The sequence below is a fragment of the Psychrobacillus lasiicapitis genome, from assembly GCF_006861795.1.
Taxonomy (GTDB): domain Bacteria; phylum Bacillota; class Bacilli; order Bacillales_A; family Planococcaceae; genus Psychrobacillus; species Psychrobacillus lasiicapitis.
In genome coordinates this window covers 68,769-87,394 of the sequence record NZ_VDGH01000007.1, presented here as the reverse complement: position 1 = coordinate 87,394, position 18,626 = coordinate 68,769, and the positions used below count along the sequence as shown (strand labels likewise).

At 36.9% G+C, this 18,626-nt stretch carries 17 protein-coding genes; 6 read left to right on the top strand and 11 right to left on the bottom strand.

What is annotated here, in order from left to right; all coding sequences use genetic code 11:
• Positions 1–337 precede the first annotated feature (337 nt).
• Both FG382_RS12745 and rbsK read left to right on the top strand, forming a co-directional pair.
• A complete protein-coding gene (locus FG382_RS12745; protein WP_142539270.1) occupies positions 338–1,288 on the top strand; it encodes a nucleoside hydrolase in 951 nt (316 codons plus the stop codon).
• Between the two features lie 34 nt (positions 1,289–1,322).
• Positions 1,323–2,216 (top strand): ribokinase, encoded by an 894-nt coding sequence (rbsK, locus tag FG382_RS12740; protein ID WP_142539269.1) that lies wholly within the window; start codon positions 1,323–1,325, stop codon positions 2,214–2,216.
• Between the two features lie 101 nt (positions 2,217–2,317).
• On the opposite strand, the gene tatA is transcribed toward rbsK, so the two are convergent.
• On the bottom strand, positions 2,318–2,521 hold the full coding sequence (gene tatA / locus FG382_RS12735; RefSeq protein ID WP_142539268.1) for a twin-arginine translocase TatA/TatE family subunit: 204 nt from the start codon (positions 2,519–2,521) through the stop codon (positions 2,318–2,320).
• Positions 2,522–3,025: 504 nt separating this feature from the next.
• Between tatA and FG382_RS12730 the strand changes: the two genes are divergently transcribed.
• From FG382_RS12730 to FG382_RS12710, 4 genes are all read left to right on the top strand, one after another.
• A complete protein-coding gene (locus tag FG382_RS12730) occupies positions 3,026–3,283 on the top strand; it encodes a hypothetical protein (protein WP_142539267.1) in 258 nt (85 codons plus the stop codon).
• 80 nt (positions 3,284–3,363) lie between these two features.
• The gene (locus FG382_RS12725) at positions 3,364–4,140 is read left to right on the top strand and encodes a gluconate 2-dehydrogenase subunit 3 family protein (RefSeq protein WP_142539266.1); all 777 of its coding nucleotides are present in this window, start codon (positions 3,364–3,366) and stop codon (positions 4,138–4,140) included.
• Between the two features lie 21 nt (positions 4,141–4,161).
• The gene (locus FG382_RS12720) at positions 4,162–5,877 is read left to right on the top strand and encodes a GMC family oxidoreductase (protein ID WP_142539265.1); all 1,716 of its coding nucleotides are present in this window, start codon (positions 4,162–4,164) and stop codon (positions 5,875–5,877) included.
• Between the two features lie 609 nt (positions 5,878–6,486).
• On the top strand, positions 6,487–7,677 hold the full coding sequence (locus FG382_RS12710) for an aminotransferase class I/II-fold pyridoxal phosphate-dependent enzyme (protein ID WP_142539263.1): 1,191 nt from the start codon (positions 6,487–6,489) through the stop codon (positions 7,675–7,677).
• Between the two features lie 26 nt (positions 7,678–7,703).
• On the opposite strand, the gene FG382_RS12705 is transcribed toward FG382_RS12710, so the two are convergent.
• The 10 genes from FG382_RS12705 to FG382_RS12660 all read right to left on the bottom strand — a co-directional run bounded on the left by FG382_RS12705 (position 7,704) and on the right by FG382_RS12660 (position 18,574).
• A complete protein-coding gene (locus FG382_RS12705) occupies positions 7,704–9,089 on the bottom strand; it encodes an MATE family efflux transporter (protein WP_142539262.1) in 1,386 nt (461 codons plus the stop codon).
• A gap of 891 nt (positions 9,090–9,980) precedes the next feature.
• A complete protein-coding gene (locus FG382_RS12700) occupies positions 9,981–10,355 on the bottom strand; it encodes a hypothetical protein (protein ID WP_142539261.1) in 375 nt (124 codons plus the stop codon).
• A 54-nt stretch (positions 10,356–10,409) separates the two neighbouring features.
• Entirely contained in the window at positions 10,410–11,288 is an 879-nt protein-coding gene (locus FG382_RS12695) for a DMT family transporter (RefSeq protein ID WP_142539260.1), read from the bottom strand.
• A gap of 37 nt (positions 11,289–11,325) precedes the next feature.
• Complete coding sequence (locus tag FG382_RS12690; protein WP_142539259.1) at positions 11,326–11,976, bottom strand: response regulator transcription factor; 651 nt, start codon at positions 11,974–11,976, stop codon at positions 11,326–11,328.
• Position 11,977: 1 nt separating this feature from the next.
• A complete protein-coding gene (locus FG382_RS12685; protein WP_142539258.1) occupies positions 11,978–14,290 on the bottom strand; it encodes a sensor histidine kinase in 2,313 nt (770 codons plus the stop codon).
• A gap of 29 nt (positions 14,291–14,319) precedes the next feature.
• The gene (locus tag FG382_RS12680; RefSeq protein ID WP_142539257.1) at positions 14,320–14,841 is read right to left on the bottom strand and encodes a tubby C-terminal domain-like protein; all 522 of its coding nucleotides are present in this window, start codon (positions 14,839–14,841) and stop codon (positions 14,320–14,322) included.
• Between the two features lie 103 nt (positions 14,842–14,944).
• Positions 14,945–15,664, bottom strand: a complete 720-nt coding sequence (locus tag FG382_RS12675) for an IucA/IucC family C-terminal-domain containing protein (protein WP_142539256.1) — start codon at positions 15,662–15,664, stop codon at positions 14,945–14,947.
• A complete protein-coding gene (locus FG382_RS12670; RefSeq protein WP_142539255.1) occupies positions 15,665–16,477 on the bottom strand; it encodes an ABC transporter ATP-binding protein in 813 nt (270 codons plus the stop codon). It lies immediately after the preceding gene.
• A 40-nt stretch (positions 16,478–16,517) separates the two neighbouring features.
• Positions 16,518–17,573, bottom strand: coding sequence for a FecCD family ABC transporter permease (locus FG382_RS12665; protein WP_142539254.1), 1,056 nt, complete (start codon positions 17,571–17,573; stop codon positions 16,518–16,520).
• Positions 17,570–18,574 (bottom strand): FecCD family ABC transporter permease, encoded by a 1,005-nt coding sequence (locus FG382_RS12660; protein WP_142539253.1) that lies wholly within the window; start codon positions 18,572–18,574, stop codon positions 17,570–17,572. Before FG382_RS12660 ends, FG382_RS12665 begins: the two co-directional genes overlap by 4 nt.
• Between the last annotated feature and the right edge of the window lie 52 nt (positions 18,575–18,626).

Below are 18,626 nucleotides of genomic sequence, written 5' to 3'. Positions count from 1 at the left end.
ATTAGTAGTATAGAATTCAACTTTTGGCGTACTAGTTCTAGTTGTACTGAACTTCAGACGGATTTTTCACTCGTACTTTCCATATGAACAAACTATCTATTCCAATGTTCAACTATAAAAAGAAGACCAATTCTTAATGAATTGGTCTGTTTTTCTTTATGGTCGTGAAATACCAGAAAATAAATTGACAAACGTAATCGCCTGCAATACTCTAAATATTTAGGTTAGCAATTGACTCTGTAGTTGTACCTAAATTGCACATTTTCTGAAGAAGTAGTCTTTGCACATACTATAATCAGTGAAAGCATGGAACATTTTAAATAAGAGGTGTAGATAAATGACAATACCAGTAATTATCGATTGTGATCCAGGAATAGATGACGTAATGGCATTAACGCTTGCTTTTGCACATCCGGAACTAGATATTAAACTAATCACAACAGAGCCAGGCAACCAAACACAAGAAAAAACGATTCACAATGCACTTACCTTTACGAGCTATATGAAAAAAAATATAGAAATTGCAAGAGGTCTCGATAAACCGTTTTTCCGCAAGCTTGAAATTGCCGATAAAGTGCATGGCGAGAATGGACTTGGCAATGTCGAATTTCCAGAACCAACTATTCAAGTAAGTAATCGTCCAGCAATTGAAGCCATGAAAGAAACTCTATTATCTAGCAATGAACAAATAATACTTATCGCAACCGGTCCTTTAACAAATGTCGGTGCATTACTATTAGCACATCCAGAGGTAAAATCGAAAATTAAATATATCTCCTACATGGGTGGGGCTGCTGTTGGAGGAAATATGTCTCCCACTGCAGAATTTAACGTATACGTCGATCCACATGCAGCAGATATTGTCTTCCGTTCAGGCATTCCAATTGTCATGAGCGGTTTGGATGTGACGCATAAAGCATACGTTACAATAGAAGAGATAAATGAAATGGAAGCAATAGGCTCTGACTTTGCTTCAAAAGTTAGTCAAATGCTTCGCTTTTACATACATTCAGCTAAGCAAACTGCATTTCATGCACCTAATTTTGAAAACCAAATACACTTACATGATTTGTGTGCAGTGTCTTATGTACTAACACCCGAGCTTTTTGAAGGGGATAACTGTCACGTTGCAGTTGAATTAGAAGGAAAATATACTGCTGGAACTACAATTGTAGATTATGCGCAACAAACTGGACTTCCACATAATATGAAAGTATTGCATACAATCAATAGAGAAAAGTTTGTGGAGCAATTTTTCCATGCTGTAAAACAAATGAGTGCGGATTAAAGTACCTTGTAGTCCATGAAAGGAATAGAAAAACATGAACATCACAGTCGTAGGAAGCACCAATATCGACCTTGTTTATCTAGTGCCACATATTGTAGCAGCTGGTGAAACATTACATAGCACAAAACATGAATTGTTCTTCGGCGGAAAAGGAGCAAATCAAGCTGTAACTGCGGGTCAACTAGGAGCAATGGTTCACTTCATCGGCAATGTTGGTGCAGATGATTTTGGTGAGCAGATAAAGCAAAATTTGCAAGACAAAGGTGTAAATATTGCCGCAGTGCAAAACGTAGGTATTACAGGACAAGCAATTATCCAATTGGCAGATTCGGGCGAAAACTCGATTATTCTTTTTCCAGGTGCAAACTTTCTCGTCACACCAGAACAAATAGAGCAACATGCAGAAAGAATAGTCTCAAGCGAAGTCCTTCTGCTACAATTGGAGATTCCTATGTCAGCAGTCGAAACTGCTGCTAACATTGCTTCCAAAAATGGCGTACCAATTATTTTAAATCCTGCTCCCGCTCAACAAATTAGCGATTCATTATTGAGTAAAATCTCTATACTAACACCAAATGAAACTGAATTAGCAATACTAACAGGGATGAAAACAGAAACGGAAGAAGAACTGTTTCAAGCTTGCTCTTCACTACTACAAAAAGGTGTAGGAGCAGTAGTAGTAACCCTAGGTGCTAAAGGCGCTTATTACATGAACCACTTTGAGCATGGATATGTGCAAGCAAACAAAGTGGTTGCAAAAGATACGACTGGTGCTGGGGATGCTTTTAATGGTGCTTTAGCTGTAGGACTATGCCAAAGAAGCTCCATAAAGGACAGTATTTTATATGCATCGAAATTATCCGCATACGTTGTTACCCAAATGGGAGCACAACCTGCTATACCCTCTTCTTTCCGTGTAAAAAGTTAAGTTTTTTAGAAGTGAGAAAATCAGCAATCCATAGTCTGATTTGGCGTTTACTAAATATGCGAAAAGCCAACTATTTAACAAATAATAGTTGGCTTTTCATATTATATTTTCTTTTTTGTATCTATTTCATTATCATCTAATTTAAATTCTTCCGCTACATCATCCACAATGTCTTTCGTCGAATTTTTAAATTCTTTTAAAGTTTGTCCCACTGCTCTACCTAATTGAGGTAATTTTTTTGGTCCAAAAACGATTAAAGCAATTATTAAAATAATTATTAAACCTGGTACGCCGATATTTGGCATAGTATTTCCTCCTCATAACTAAATATATATTAATCACTTGGCTTTTTGTGCAATGTTGTTTTTTTGATAAATTATGGTTGTTTTGTATCACCTACATATTATACTCCTTTGTCGAAGTTTGTAAATACTTCCTAACCCATTTCATGATTGCTCTTCCTTCCCATAAAAACCTAGATATACCCTCACTAGTACAGTAGGTACCTTATCTTTTCATGGGCTTAAGGAATTATTCCGCATCCAAAAAAGGCGGATCACTATTAAGTAAAAATAATAATTACTATTCTCGTAGCATTAAACCCCTTCTTTTAAAGTGTGAAATATAAGCATTAATAAGGTATTTTCAGAAAAGTAGAATAGTAAAAAGGTTCTAGTAAATTCCAAAAAAGTATGGACATTTTATGAACAGGAGGAGTAGAATAGGTTCTGTTGTTTTGTATCGTTATCTTAAAATATCTTTTTCGTAAAATAAAATCAATTATTTATCAGGAAGAAAGGAGATTTGATGTGACTCAATATAATAGAGAAGAATTGAAAATGCTGACTCAAGTATTTTTTGCACTATTTATAGTAGCCGATTTTGCACTATGTCTTTTTTTCTATAACAATCCCTTTCCTTGGTTTGCACTATTAGGATCTGGTATTGGTCTGGCTATTATAGTTTTTTGCTGGACTGGAAAAAAACATACATACTTTATTGCCTCTTTATTAGTTTTTACCGTTGTATTTTCAATCGTTTACAACTGGCATTCAATTGTTCATTAATTAGAACTTTAGAAAGTTTATATTTAACTAGATAAACAAATTGTTAGATTTTTTACTCATTTTATTTAGGAGGTTTTATTATGTCAGAACAAGATAAAAAGACTCCAATTTTAGATAAACGCTCTTCTAGACGTACGTTTATCAAAAATTCGGGCTTGACAGTAGGCGGGGTTGTTCTAGGTGGTGCCCTTGGAAGTCTATTAGGAAAGGATTCTACAAAAACTAAAACGGTCGAATCACATGTCCACTCAGAAGCAACTGCAGTGAACTTTAATCAGGCATTAATGTATTTTGACAAAGTACAATTCGATACTATCGAAGCGGCAGCAGAACAAATATTTCCGAAAACAGATGTAGGTCCTGGTGCCAAAGAATTACTCGTTGCTTATTTCATCGATCACCAACTAGCTGGTAACTGGGGATTAAATGCAAAAGAATATATGACTGGACCTTTCTTCCCGACAGAAACAACTGCTTTGTTTGGCCATCAAACGCATTTAAATAGACAGCAAATCTTCAATTTAGGAATCGAGGCATTGAATGCGGAAGCACAAAAGAATTATGACAATAACTTTGCTGCACTAAATGAAGACGATCAGATTGCTATTTTAACTGCATTTGAAGCAGACGAAGTACCCTTAAACGGTGCGGTAACATCTGGCTTCTTTTTTAGATTATTAAAAAGTGCAACTATTGAAGGCGTATATGCTGATCCTCTTTACGGAGGCAATAAAAACATGGAAGGCTGGAAAATGAAAAACTTCCCTGGCCATCAAATGAGTTATGCGAACATCATCGAAAAAGATGAATTTGTAAAAATGGACCCAATGAGCTTAAATTCACAACACAATCATTAATTGAGAGGAAGCAAATAAATCATGGCAAAAAAATTACCGAAAACAGACATAGTTTTGGCAGGTGTGGGCTGGACAGGTGGCATTATCGCTGCAGAACTTACTAGAAAAGGATATAAAGTAGTAGGTTTAGAACGCGGAAAAGAAAGAAAAACAGAAGACTATTTAATGGTTCACGATGAGCTTAGATATCAGCAAAGAAACGAAATGATGCAAGATCTTTCAAAAGAAACATTAACACTTCGTCATGATCGCTCTAAAAGAGCATTGCCTTATCGTCAGCACGGTTCTTTCTTAATCGGCGATGGTGTTGGTGGTTCCGGAGAACACTGGAACGGTTTAACTTATCGCTTTTTCCCTTATGATTTTGAGATTTACACAAAAACGGTAGAACGTTATGGAAAAGACAAAATACCAGCAGACATGCCCCTTCAAGATTGGGGAATCACATATGACGAATTAGTACCGTACTTCGAAAAATTCGAAACAATGGCTGGTATTTCGGGGGAAGCTAATCCACATCCCGAAGTTCCAGAAGTTAAGTATCCTACAGCACCTCTTAAAGAAACACCTTCTATGAAGATGTTTAGAGAAGCCTCTAAAAACTTAGGGTACCATCCTTATATTGCGCCAGCGGCTACACTTTCTGAAAGCTATACAAATCCAGATGGGATTTCGCGTGGAGCATGTCAATATTGTGGGTTCTGTGAGCGCTTTGGCTGTGAGTATGGGGCAAAAGCATCGCCGGTAGTAACAGTTCTACCAGTAGCAAAAGAAACAGGTAATTTTGAAGTAAGAACTCACTGCGTCGTTCGTAAAGTCCTACACACTAATGGTAAAGCTACTGGAGTTTTATATGTGGATACACGTACTGGTGAGGAATATATCCAAGAAGCGGACGTTGTGGTTGTATCTGCTTATGTTCTTAACAACATAAGAATCTTGCTAAACTCTAAACTTGGCCGCCCATATGATCCGGAAACGGGAACAGGAGTAATCGGAAAGAACTATGCTTACCAAATGACTTCAGCAGCATCTACTGGTTTCTTTAAAGATAAAGAATTCAATTTATATGCCGGCACAGGTGCACTTGCAGGAGTTCTCGACGATTTTAACGGCGATAACTTTGATCACACTGATCTAAACTTTATTCATGGTGGTAATATTGCACTTGGTCATTACGGAAAACGTCCTATTTCGAACAATTCTGTGCCTAAAGGAACACCAGGCTGGGGTAAAGAATTTAAAGATGAGTCTATCTTTTGGGCTAATCGAAGCTTATCAGTAGGATCTCAAGGCTCCGTTATGCCAAATAAAGAAAACTATATTGATCTAGACCCTACATACAAAGATCAATTTGGAGATCCTTTAATTCGTATGACATTTAACTATAAAGATAATGAACGAAATCAACAAAAATATATAAGAGAAATAACTACGAAGATTCTTGAAGAAATGGGAGCAGATATGATTACCACACCTGGAGATCAAGGTGATTGGGATACGACAAAATATCAAACTACTCATAATACTGGTGGAGTTATTATGGGCGCGGACCCTGAAACAAGTGCTTTAAATAACTATCTTCAAATGTGGGATTGCGAAAATGTATTTGTACCTGGTGCCAATGCTTTTCCTCATAATTCAGGAATGAACCCTACAGGAACGGTTGGAGCACTTGCATACCGTGCTGCAGAAGGTATTGAAAAATATTTAAAAAATGGTGGATCTTTAGTCTAATAAAGTGAAACTTCAATCAGTGGGGTTTTTCGACGCACAGGACGTGCTAGTGGGGACGTTGCGACATGGACGTCGCGCTTTTAGTCCCCGTCATCCCCCACTGATTGTTAGTTGTGTCTCACACGATGTGGTCACACAGACGTTGCAAACGCTCTTTTATTTTGCGACGAGCTTTGCGCAGGAGCAACACGATGTTGCGTACTTAGTCTGGGATCATTTCATCGGGCTTTTACGGGCAGTTGATCTCCCACTTATCTTTTCGCTTTTCTTACATCTTGAAGTGTGAGTCTTACTGCCCGTTAATGCGGGATAAACGATAAACATCTTTTCATAGAATTAGCCAACAACTAAAAAGCTACTAGTTCTCTCTTTTGAGAGTGCTAGTAGCTCTTTTAATATTGGAAGATAAACTGATTTCTTCCTATATACTTCGTTCAGCCATTTCAAATTTTCTTCCCTTACGTCTATAAATTTTGTCTATTGATTTCAAATTATATTAACATAATAGTCGCAATAGGTAGTATTTACATTCAACTTTTTCACAATACTGCTGAAACTTGTGATAAAATGAATGATAAAATTATTTTCTTACGCGAGGAGTGCTTTTAATTGAATATCGAACCATCTAGAAAAATGTCCATATTTGAACCTGCTATTTTCGGTGATTTAAAAGCAGCCGCCGCGGCAAAACAAGCAGCTGGTTATGAAGTGTACGATTTAAGTTTAGGTAGTCCGGACTTACCTCCGGATGAAAAAATAAGAAAAGTTCTATCTGAACAAAGTTTCTCTGAACATTCATATGGCTACATGCTTACTGGTACAAAACGTTTTAATGAAGCAGTAGCGAATTATTATAAACGACGAGTAAACGTTACTTTAAATCCACAAACTGAGATTTTACAAACGATGGGGTCCCAAGAAGGACTTGTTCATCTTCCGATTGCATTTTGCAACGAAGGAGACATTGTGCTCACAACAAACCCTGGATATGTTGCATATGATGCTGGTATTAAGCTTGCAGGTGCAGTTCCCTACTATATGAATCTAACGGAAGAGAACGGCTATTTACCAGATTTAGCTGCAATCCCTGAGGAAGTCGCATACAAGGCGAAGTTGATGATATTAAATCTTCCAGGGAATCCTGTTCCAGCAATGCCTAATCATGCTTTCTTTGAAAAAGTAGTCGCTTTTGCAAATAAGTACAATGTAATTATCTTGCATGATGCCGCTTATTCTGAATTTTATTTTTCGGGTGATACACCAAGCAGTTTTTTGACTACCCCTGGTGCAATGGAAGTCGGAATGGAGATTAATTCATTATCTAAAAGCTTTAGCTTAGCTGGTACTCGTATTGCTTATCTCGTAGGGAATGCGGAAATGATCAGTATTATGAAGCAATTGAAATCTAATCTGGACTTTGGTATTTTCAGCCCCATCCAAGAAGCAGGAATTACGGCATTAAATAACGCAGAGGAAATCACAGATCGTCTACGTCAATTATTTGCAGAACGCCACAAAGTGTTAATGCAAGGCATAATGGATTTAGGTTGGACCGTAGCACCTTCTAATGGTGGTATGTTCGTTTGGGCTAAATATCCTTATGATATGGATGATAAAGAATTTGCCTTTGAAGTCATTCGTCAAACTGGTGTCGTCACTGTCCCGGGTACAGTATTTGGATCCGAAGGTGCTGGCTTCGTACGACTTGCACTTGTACAAGATGTTGAAACACTAAAAAAAGCAGTGGAGCAGTTGAAAACATTAAACTTGGAAACCTGTGCTACTTTAGTGAATAATTGAACAAAAAGACCAAGGAAAGCTTATGCTTAGCTTTCACTTGGTCTTTCTTTTTCTTCCATCGGTTTTACGAGAGCAAACTTCTCCCATCTTCTACCCTTCCATCTAAAATACATAATGATGGCTCTTGTCCATTCATCCGCTGTTATTGCTAGCCAAATTCCTGGCAAGCCCAAATCCAATACAAACACTAAAAAGTATCCTAATGGCAAACTCATCATGACCATAGATAGTGCACCCATCGCTACTGGAAATTTAGCGTCTCCAGCTGCTCGTAATGAGTTAATAATTACAATGTTCATTGTACGACCAGTCTCTAGCAAAATACTTAGGATTAATACAGATGCACCGATTTGTATAACTTGTTCGTTATTCGTAAACAAGCTTAGTAGTGGAATTCGGAATATCATAACAATCGCGACCATTACAAGCGTGAATAATAAAGCCCATTTCACACTTTTCCATACCGACTTATACGCCTCATCTTTCTCACTTGCGCCAACTAGTCTTCCGACAATAATTGCCGTCCCCATTCCGATTGCTATTGCAAATAAATAAGTGAACATCGATATATTCACCGCATATTGTCTTGCAGCTAACGATTCTGCTCCTAAATACGTTACATAATAAAGGAATACAATTTGGCATCCTTGATACAATATCTGTTCAAAAGCAGAAGGTAAGCCAATTTGTAAGATTTTACGAATATACTCTTTGGATATTGTGAAATAATAACGTACTTTCACACGGTATTCCATTACTTGATACAACAACCAGAAGAAAACAAGTAATGCAACCACTCTACTTAGTACAGAAGAAATAGCTGCCCCTTGTACTCCTAACTCTGGAAAACCGAATTTCCCAAAGATCAACAAATAGTTCCCTACCACATGAATAATATTCATCCCTAAAGACACTAGCATCGTCTGTTTCGTATAACCATGTACTCGAATAACTGCCGCTAATGCATTAATCACTGCCTGAAGGAAAATGGCACCTCCGACAATGGACAAATATTGATGCGCGTGAACGAGAACGTCTCCTTGCAAGTTCATTGCCGTCATCATACTTTTAGAAAACAGTATAAATCCTATACTTAATACAATTCCAACTCCTAAATTCAACGTAACCGCCAAACCAGAAATTTTAGAAGCTTCAAGAAATCGCTTGGAGCCTAAATATTGAGAAACAACGATTGCTGCACCGTTTCCTACTACTTCTAATATTAAAATGGCAATATGAATATACTGATTCGCCGCCCCTACCCCAGACACCGCATCATCTGATAGGCTACTTAGCATAAACGTATCGGCAATTCCCATTAACATAAATAAAAATACTTCTAAAAAAATGGGCCAAGTTAAATGAAATAGACTCAACTTTTCCCCTAAATCCTTCTTCTTTTGAACTGCCATTTACATTCCTTCTTTAACTATTGATTTTTTCATAAGAAGTATCTTATCATACCCGAACTTATGAAGCTAGTTAAGAATTTGAAAGCGTTTCCCGTTAAAAAATGAAAAGTTAGAGGTGACATTTCTTTTACTGGATACCTAAACATCGCAAACTACAGCTTTAGGGAAACTGCGTCGTAAAGAGATACGGCAAAGGCACTTGATTTCCGCTCCAGGCGGACGCTTACCGCGGGGCGGGAGGTGAGCCTCCTCGTCGCACGCTCCTGCGGGGTCTCACCTGTCCCGCTGATCCCGCAGGTGTCGCCGCCTTACGCTTCAATCAATAGATCTTTGCTAACTAATCCATAATTAAATGCAAAAAGCTATTTAATTTATTTACAACCGGCAAGCAGTTTCTTTTTAGAATCATTTTATGTACAGTATAAATTATAGGAAAGGTTGCTATTAGCCATTCAAGCAATGGCAGCTCCCTATAATTGATAACAATCGCTAGATAGTATATCTTTTTCCACTAATCAAAGGTTTTCACCCATAGAAAATGCAACATAGGACTAACTTTAGTTTCTCATTATGGAGTAAATAGCAAACTCTATTGGATTGTAGCGAAGGGGTGACGACTCCGGCGGGAACAGTACGAGCTGAAAGCCCCACAGGAGCGAGAGCTCCGAGGAGATTGAAGCCGTGCCCGCGGAAAGCGTCCACCCTGTAGCGGAAATCCCAGCGGATACTTTAATCAACTCACTCACTCCCGCGCAGTTTCCCTATACTGCGCTTAATAAATTGACATACCCTACGTCGTTTAGGCGAAAATATTTAAATGTAATAGATTACTATTTTCTATAACAAAAAACGTTTGACTAGGCCTTCTAATCAAACGTTAAGAGGTCCTATTTAGTTATTTTCATCCGTTATTCCCACGTTCTTATAGATATATTCTTTCAGCGTTTCCTCAGTAAAAGCTATTTCATATGTCAGAAGGCTATCTTTCACATGCGCCAGTTTGTTTCCATCGGTCGATTCGGATTGAATGTGTAGGATATTATTTATATATAACACACCTTCATTCGTAATACGCTCTTTGCCATCCTCTTTTGAACTATCTACCAAGCCTTCCCTTTGCAGCTCTTCTACCGATTTAACGTGATTTTCTTGTAGGCTATCCTGTAAGATATTCTCCAATTCCCTCATCGCTTGTTCCGTGTCTTCTAAAAAATTATAAATATAATAGGCAAGTAATACTTGTTCCTTGAGCGTTAGTTTTGCCATGGGTTTTCCTCCTATTTATCGTTGTATAACCATTATTCCTTTTCAGCCCTGTTTTCAAACTTCCATTTTTGGATTTGTCCCTGGTTTGATCAAAGTGTAAATAATGCCTCCAAAAATAAGTAGTATACCGATCGTCTGTAAAATCGAAGGACGGAAATTTAAAATAAGTGTATCAAGTAAAATAGCTACAACTGGATCAACAAAAACTAAAGCGGATATAACCACAGTTGATAGTTTGCGAAGACTATCAAAAAATAAGTAATAAACAAATCCCGTATGTATCAAGCCAGTTCCTAATATGTAAAGCCAATTGGATCCACTTAAATCACGAAACACATCAAAACTTACGATTGGAAGTAATATCAAAATCCCTATTATTGTTTGTACAAAGGTCATAGCATACGCACTTAAACCATTAATTCCCTTTCCAAGCAACATCGTCAACGCATAGCACAGCGCTGACAACAAAGCCCACACAAAGCCTGAGCCCATGAAATCTGTTAAGGAAGTGAAATTTTGAATACCAATAATAAATATACTTCCAAGGAAACAAACGATAATTGCTAATAAAGATGTGAATGTCAATTTTTCTTTCAGAAACAAACTCCCTAATATCAAAACAAATATGGGAGCCAAATTATAAATAGAGATAGCTACCGTAATGGACATCTCCTCAAATGCTTTAAATAAAAATACCCAGTTTAATACTAAAAAAACACCGCAAATAAGCGTTTGTATTACTTCACGTTTGTTCCAAACCTCCACTTTGTGTTGTCCTGTGATGAACCAACAGAAGCCCAGAAAAAGCGTAGCGCAAATACATCGCACAAAAACCAATTCTACTGCCGGTATACCAGTTTTACCTGTAAAAAAACCAATCGAACCAAATATTGCCATTGATAACGTCATCTTGAACATTGCTGCTCCGTTCATAACGTGTCCCCCTTCCTCCTTGATTGGCTTTTAAGATTTAATCCACCGATAATAGCTGGTGCTCCTGTGCTTTTTGCACAGCTTCCATTCTTGATTCCACACCTAGCTTGGAGAAAATTTTCGTTAATTGGTGCTCAACTGTCCGCTGACTCATAATTAAGTTTCTAGCTATAATTTTATTCGTATAACCTTTTTCTATTTCCCTTAAAATTGCTTGTTCTTTTTCTGTTAAACGAATATTCACTAAAGGTGCTTCTTTATCCTGTACACTCACAGGAACCTCGACTCTTTTAAGCTGACGAAGTAAGCATAATGGAACAACCACCTCTTCTCTTAATGCACATCTAATGGCTGTAATAATTTGATCCCCCGTTGCTGTTTTGCTTAAAAAACCGGAAACTTTCGCTTCCATCAACAAATTGTAGTGAGTCTCCATGTCGAATCCGGTATAAATGAGAATAATCGACTCTGGCTCTTTTTCTCTGATCATTTTCATCAGTTCTAATCCATTCAGTTCCGGCATATATAAATCGATTAAATACACATGGTAAGTCGTTTGCTCCAGATGTCCCATTACTTCTAGACTGTTGGTCAATACAGTAACATTCATATCCTTTTGTTGGTTTATAATAACCTTTGTTCCTTCGCTTACAGAAGGATGATCATCTACAATTAACACTTCAATCACTTCACTTCGCCTCCGTTTCAATCTCAATTCTGATTTTCATTCCTTGACCTTTAGATGATCTTATTTCAATATTTCCATCGATACTTCTAATTCGTTCTTTTATCCCTACGAGACCCATGGAGCTAAAAGAAAATCCTTCATTTGTCAGATCAATCCCTACCCCATCGTCTTCATACTGAAGTATGATCGACCGATCGACTTGATAAAAGTCAATTCTTACTTCTGTTGCGTTAGAGTGTTTCATTGCATTTGTAAGTAATTCTTGGAATATACGATAGAATATCAGCTCTTCCTCTTTACTAGGTTGAATGTTATCACCTATGGATACATAAAGAAGAAAGTTACAACGCAATTTGGTTTGGCGGATCAACCTATGTAAAGATACCTTTAACCCTTGTTCACTTAGTAATGGAGGACGGAGTTCCATACACGTTTCCCTAATGAGGTGCACATTATCTAACATCTGTTCTTTCATCTCGTTCAATTTATCTTTAATCGGTTGATCATCAACTATCTTCTGAATACTATCCATCTCTCTTAACAGCTGCAATTGTTCCTGTAATATAGAATCATGCAAATCATTGGATAGGTTTGCTCTCTCTTTTTCTGAAAGTGCAAATAATAATCTCGATAACCATTTTGGGTACTCATTTGTTTCTTGCAATTTTAGTTCGTCGATTTGTTCCACTAATCCTTCTATAAGCTTCATATTTTCCACAACTACATTTGCAAAGTAAGCCATCATTTCAATCCAAATCTTCTCATCATTTTTCAATTTCACGCCTGTTTTTTTCTCATCACATAAAATAAGTTTCTTAACATGAATGTCACTACCAACAACTACGGCAAAACCTCTTGAAAAGGTGAGGATATTGCCAATCGATTCATATTCCCAATCCACTGCTTCTAATTTTGATAAATCCATTAAAGTTTCTGATGATTTAGTATGAACTTTCCAAGCCTTGGAGGATTCTTCCTGGTGCATTTCTATAAAATTTGCGCTTTTTACATTCAACGTGTTTTCCATCTCTTTTAATATTCGATCGATAACGATTTGTACTTTGTTTTCATCTTTTGTTTTTTGAAAAAAAGTGTACATATTCGTTTGTAAGTTACCTCTAACCGAGAACATATACTTTCTATTTCTGTAATCCATTCTTTCTTTTATGTACAAGAAAAGAATGTTACTGACAAATAGCATCGCAAATACCAAGCAAACTTTTTCCAAGGATACATTTTCTATTAAAAACAAACTAATTATTCCACAAATAAGAGCCGAAAATGGAAATGCAAGTACAGTATAATATTTAAACCGACTTAAAATGTAGTCGATGTCAAACAGCCTCTCTGTTAATTGTAAATAGATGAAGCTGATAGGAATGAATAATAAAAACATAACTGCTATTTCAGCATTCATAATAGGTTCTGAAATAATTACTGCCGGAATTGCATATAAAAACGTAAATGGAACAAAAGCTAGAACAAATAGGAATACAAGTAGCTTCACAGCTTGACTCCCCGGCTTATCCCTATACTGAGAGTAATTTTTGATAAATAAAGCGATAATAAGAATGAGCAGTAAGCTAAATATCCCCAATTCCAACATCGTCCGAGTATCCTTCCATATCGGAACGAACAAAGTAACTAAGTTTGCTATAAAGATAAATAATGGAAGGCAAAATAGTTTTCGTAGACTAGATTCACTGATAAACGTAATTTGAAACCTTTCTAAGAAAATCTTAAGAAACTGGATATAAAAAACTAGACAGCCTACAAGCGTTACTCCGTTAACTACTCGTCCCACTATATCTCCTCGACTCGAAGCTCCCGCGCTTCCATATGCCAAGGCAATGCAGAGTAAAAATTGGATTAAAACAAGCGCAGATAGTTCTTTCTTTTGTTTACGGTATATATAGAGTGCAACGTATATAGTTAATAATAAATAGAGAAGTGGAAAGAGTAAATGCGAGAAAAGCTGCTTTGTTTCAGACACGTAAGAAACAGAGAAGGTTTTCTCTACCCCGTTTTTACCTATTAAAGTAAAATTTTCTGCTGCTCTAATTAACTGTTCTTTTATAACTTGGTCATTATGTTCCGGGCAATCACCATCTAGCTCTAATAATATATCCCCCGGCTCTATATTTTGGTTATATGCCCAACCGTCCTCATGTATATCGTCAACTATCCAATTGCCTTTCTCGTTTTTAACACCAAAACCAACAAGTGGTGATTGGATTGTAATATACGATGCATAAAACATGAAAATAAGGACTGCCACTATTGGTATTAGTATTTCTTTATCTAAATGTCTCATTGTTGGTTCTTCTTCCCCCTATTGTATTGTCATCCCCCAATAAACAATACGCATTGGCTAATACCGATAAAAAATGCCGGATGTTGAATGGGTGAATCTTCTGCTATTTCTAACTGGATTAAAAATTCTCCATCCATATCTGCTTTCCATTTTGCGATTTCTTTGCCATCACATATAAATCGTGACCAGCCTTCCATTTCCTTCTGGATATGGATTTGTAAATTGCCTTTTGTGATGATTAAATCTGGAATCAGTTCTTTCCATTTATCGTAAGCCACCATATATTTTTCTTTTGTTAAATAGTCGTAAGCTTCAAAGTAAATGCTGCCTTTTCTCGAGACCTTCTTGCATGTAAATACTAGTTGATTCTCTAGGTCATATACATCATATTGTAAAAAATATCGATAATCCATTAGCTTGTCTATATACTTTTTTATCCCACTCGAGTAATGCCTTTGAAATTTGTAGGCCAGGATACTTTCTTCATTATATACAGGTGTAATTGGTGTTGTTTCAAGGGAAATTGGTTGTGTATATGTATATTTGTACATGTTTAGTTCTCCTTTTTCTTTAACCATAACACAAATAGAACCCCCTTTAGATAGTAAATTCTAAAGGAGGTTTCCTCTTGGGTAATTTATTATTATAAACTTTTCATTTGCACTGATGAGGACAAGTTTTACAATACTTCTTGCTATTTGTTAGATGTGAATAGCAACAAGTACTTCTTCTGACTTCAATTCCTTGCCCTTCATGACAATATCTATTTAAGGGATTTATATCATAATCTCCAAATAAATGGCCCGGAGCTTTATTCATGATAAATTGAAAATCTTCCTTTGACCGATTGACTATCTCTATTGGTTCTTCTTCCGTTAAAACTGTTCCATACAGCCAGTATATGTAAACCGCTATATTTTCCCATAGAATTAGTTTTGACACTTTCGTTGTTTGTGAAAGGAGATTGAGTATAGGAGATATATGCTCCTTAAATAGAGCTTCTATACAATACGATCGCCACTCATTCCTATCAACATGTAATGTTTCCGATTCCAAATTATGAAAGTGGAAATTTGGCAACCAAAGTTTATCATGATCATCTGTTTCTAACGATATATTTTTATAAGAAACGTTTAGCTTTTCGTTCCATGCTGTCATTGCATACAAATATATAACCGTTAAGAATGAATAGCGTTTCACAAATAAAGATGCCGCAACTTTAGTATTAGAAGCTCCAATGTGAGTACTAAGAATGTCTAAGTAGTTACTTATAGATTGTTCCTCTAGAATTTCACTAATTTCTACAGAAAGAGAAGAATGTATTCTTTCAGTTGTAAGACGCAGCTTTCGGAGCTTATCTAATTTAGAATCCAATTACAACACTACTTCCTTTAGAATACATCTACCTTTTCCAAAAGGAATACATAAAGGAGTTCCAAATAGTGGGTCCATTGTAATCTGACAGTCCATACCAAATACATCCTTTACTAAAGGACAACTTACAATATGCTCTGGTTTTCCTTGTGCGTATATCTTACGATCTTTTATCGCAACAATATTATCCGCATAGCGGCATGCTAAGTTTAAATCATGCAACACCATTACAATAGTCCTTTGCTCTTTTTCATTTAATTCGTATAGCAAATCTAGTATTTCAATTTGGTGTGTCATATCTAAATAAGTTGTAGGCTCATCCAAAAGAATAACATCTGTATCTTGCGCTAAAGTCATCGCAATCCAAGCCCTCTGGCGTTGCCCTCCAGATAGCGAATCTACCGGACGATCCTTTAAATCTTCAATCGCAGTAGCTTTCAAAGCCTTTGTTACTTCTTCCTCGTCTTTCTCGGTCCATTGCTTTAACCACGTTTGATAAGGGTATCTCCCCTGCTTTACTAGTTGGAGAACGGTAAGTCCCTCTGGAGCAATAGGAGATTGCGGAAGAATAGACATTTGTTTTGCAACATCCTTTGTAGACATTTTGGAAATTGCATTTCCTTCTAACAAAACCGCTCCATTTTTTGGTTTTAATAATCGAGCAATAGAACGAAGAATTGTCGACTTTCCGCAACCATTGCCACCAATAAAAACAGTAATTTCACCTTTAGGAATTTGAAGATCTAATTCATTAATAATAATGCTATCCCCATACGAAAGGGTTAAGTTTTTTGTCTCAATCGCTGTCTTCATTTTCGTCACTCCTTTTCCCGAAATTTTCTATATGAATCATCTATGCGCTACGCGTTTTAAACAGTAAATAAATAAAATACGGTGCTCCTATTCCCGCAGTAAACACGCCCGCTGGAATTTCTAATGGAGAGAACATTGTTCTACCGATTAGATCCGCTAGCATAACTAATATAGCACCAATGAAAGCAGATACTGGTAATAATGCTCCAAACGAAGAACCAACTAATCTTCTTGCCATATGAGGGGCCATTAAACCGACAAATCCAATACCACCTGCAAATGCAACAGATCCTCCGACAAGTGCTGTACTAATCAGTAACAATAAAAAACGATGACGCTGAATATGCCCCCCTACACCAGTCGCAATATCATCTCCAAGTTCTAAAATGTTTATATTCTTTACCATAAAAAAGGCAATTACAATAAAAATTATAGTCCATGGCACTAATATTGCTACATTGCCCCAACTTGAACCGTATACGGTACCTGTAATCCAAATATTAGCCTGACTCGCTCTATATATAGGACCCATGATCATCATTAAAGTCGTTAAAGCTTGCATAAGAGCAGAAATACCGATACCTATTAAAACAATCCTTATAGGTGATACTCCATTTTTCCATGCTAGGAAATAAACGAGCATGGCAATAATGGTTGCCCCAGCAAATGCAGCTAAAGGCATCCATTTTATGCTCACTGTCAAAGCATTGTTCTGGTCACTAAAAAATGCTAAAAAGCTTACTACTGCAACGGAAGCTCCACCTGTAAGCCCTAGAACATCGGGTGACGCTAAGGGGTTACGAATGATCCCTTGAAGTATCCCTCCCGCAACCGCTAGAGCCATCCCTACTATTAACGCAACGATAATCCTTGGTAAACGAAACGACTGAACAACAAGTGTCTCCATTTCTGTTCCTCCACCGAAAAACACCTTTAGAACAGCTAACGGGCTTAATTTCATATCACCCATTCCTGTACTTAAAACGAAAATAGCCCCTGCTATTATTATCAAAACTATTAAGACAATCGTTGCTTTTTTATCTAAGAGAAAGGATACTTTTCCTTTCATCGGTCTAAAATTTTTATATTGACTCATCGTGCATTAAACCCCTTTCTTGCAATGTAGATAAAGAATGGAGTTCCGATAATAGCAGTCATTACACCAACAGGAACTTCTTGTGGCATGATGATATATCTCGCCATTATATCTGCTACAAGCAAAAGAATGGCTCCTAAAATACCAGCAAAAGGTATGAGCCAACGGTGATCTATTCCAACGATAGATCTTGTTACGTGTGGAATAACAATGCCAATAAAACCGATCGGACCTGCAATTGCTACAGATCCTCCTGCTAGCAGGACGACAATGATAGCAACCATTATCTTTAAAAATCCTGTATTCAAACCTAAACCTTTTGCCACATCTTCCCCCATAGAAAAAACGTTCATCTTGGAAGAGATGATAAGCGATCCTAACCAACCAATTATCAAATAAGGTAAGACATTAGTTAAAATCTCCATTTTCCTTCCTTCTACAGACCCCGCTAGCCAAAACAAAACTTGCTCGAAGGCAGCCTCATTAATAACTAGAAAGCCTTGGGTAAAAGAAGCAAACATAGCCGAAATTGCTGCACCAGCCAATGTTAATTTCATTGGTGTTAACCCTTCTCTACCCGTAGAACTAATTGTATATACAGCGATCACAGCGACAGTTGCCCCTAAAAAGGATATCCACGTAAATGCCTGAAGATTCCCTACAGAGAATAATGTGACAGCTAAGACTACCGCGAACCCCGCTCCTGCATTTACACCAAAAATTCCAGGTGATGCAAGTGGGTTTTTAGTTAAAGTTTGCATAAGAACTCCAGAAATAGCTAAACTTCCTCCAACGGCTGCCGCAATTAATGACCTTGGCAATCTTACAGTTTCTATTATTATATGTTCGTTTGAACCGTTATTATTTTGAAAAGCGTCCAAGACCATTCTCCACGTTGTGTCCGTATATCCGTAAACAATACTTGCACACATCAATAGTAGTAATATAAAAATGGCAATAAAAAGTCCAATTAACCTTTGTCCATTATTTTTTAACAACATTACAAAAACCCTTCCAACAACTTATTAGTAAAGAATTTTACACACTTTAGTC

Bases quoted from the DNA above. Each gene is read 5' to 3' on its own strand.
- FG382_RS12725 (WP_142539266.1), top strand. From the start codon at position 3,364: ATGTCAGAACAAGATAAAAAGACTCCAATTTTAGATAAACGCTCTTCT.
- FG382_RS12670 (WP_142539255.1), bottom strand. From the start codon at position 16,477: ATGAAGACAGCGATTGAGACAAAAAACTTAACCCTTTCGTATGGGGAT.
- rbsK (WP_142539269.1), top strand. From the start codon at position 1,323: ATGAACATCACAGTCGTAGGAAGCACCAATATCGACCTTGTTTATCTA.
- FG382_RS12685 (WP_142539258.1), bottom strand. From the start codon at position 14,290: ATGAGACATTTAGATAAAGAAATACTAATACCAATAGTGGCAGTCCTT.
- FG382_RS12700 (WP_142539261.1), bottom strand. From the start codon at position 10,355: ATGGCAAAACTAACGCTCAAGGAACAAGTATTACTTGCCTATTATATT.
- FG382_RS12680 (WP_142539257.1), bottom strand. From the start codon at position 14,841: ATGTACAAATATACATATACACAACCAATTTCCCTTGAAACAACACCA.
- tatA (WP_142539268.1), bottom strand. From the start codon at position 2,521: ATGCCAAATATCGGCGTACCAGGTTTAATAATTATTTTAATAATTGCT.
- FG382_RS12705 (WP_142539262.1), bottom strand. From the start codon at position 9,089: ATGGCAGTTCAAAAGAAGAAGGATTTAGGGGAAAAGTTGAGTCTATTT.
- FG382_RS12660 (WP_142539253.1), bottom strand. From the start codon at position 18,574: ATGTTGTTAAAAAATAATGGACAAAGGTTAATTGGACTTTTTATTGCC.
- FG382_RS12720 (WP_142539265.1), top strand. From the start codon at position 4,162: ATGGCAAAAAAATTACCGAAAACAGACATAGTTTTGGCAGGTGTGGGC.
- FG382_RS12745 (WP_142539270.1), top strand. From the start codon at position 338: ATGACAATACCAGTAATTATCGATTGTGATCCAGGAATAGATGACGTA.
- FG382_RS12695 (WP_142539260.1), bottom strand. From the start codon at position 11,288: ATGAACGGAGCAGCAATGTTCAAGATGACGTTATCAATGGCAATATTT.
- FG382_RS12665 (WP_142539254.1), bottom strand. From the start codon at position 17,573: ATGAGTCAATATAAAAATTTTAGACCGATGAAAGGAAAAGTATCCTTT.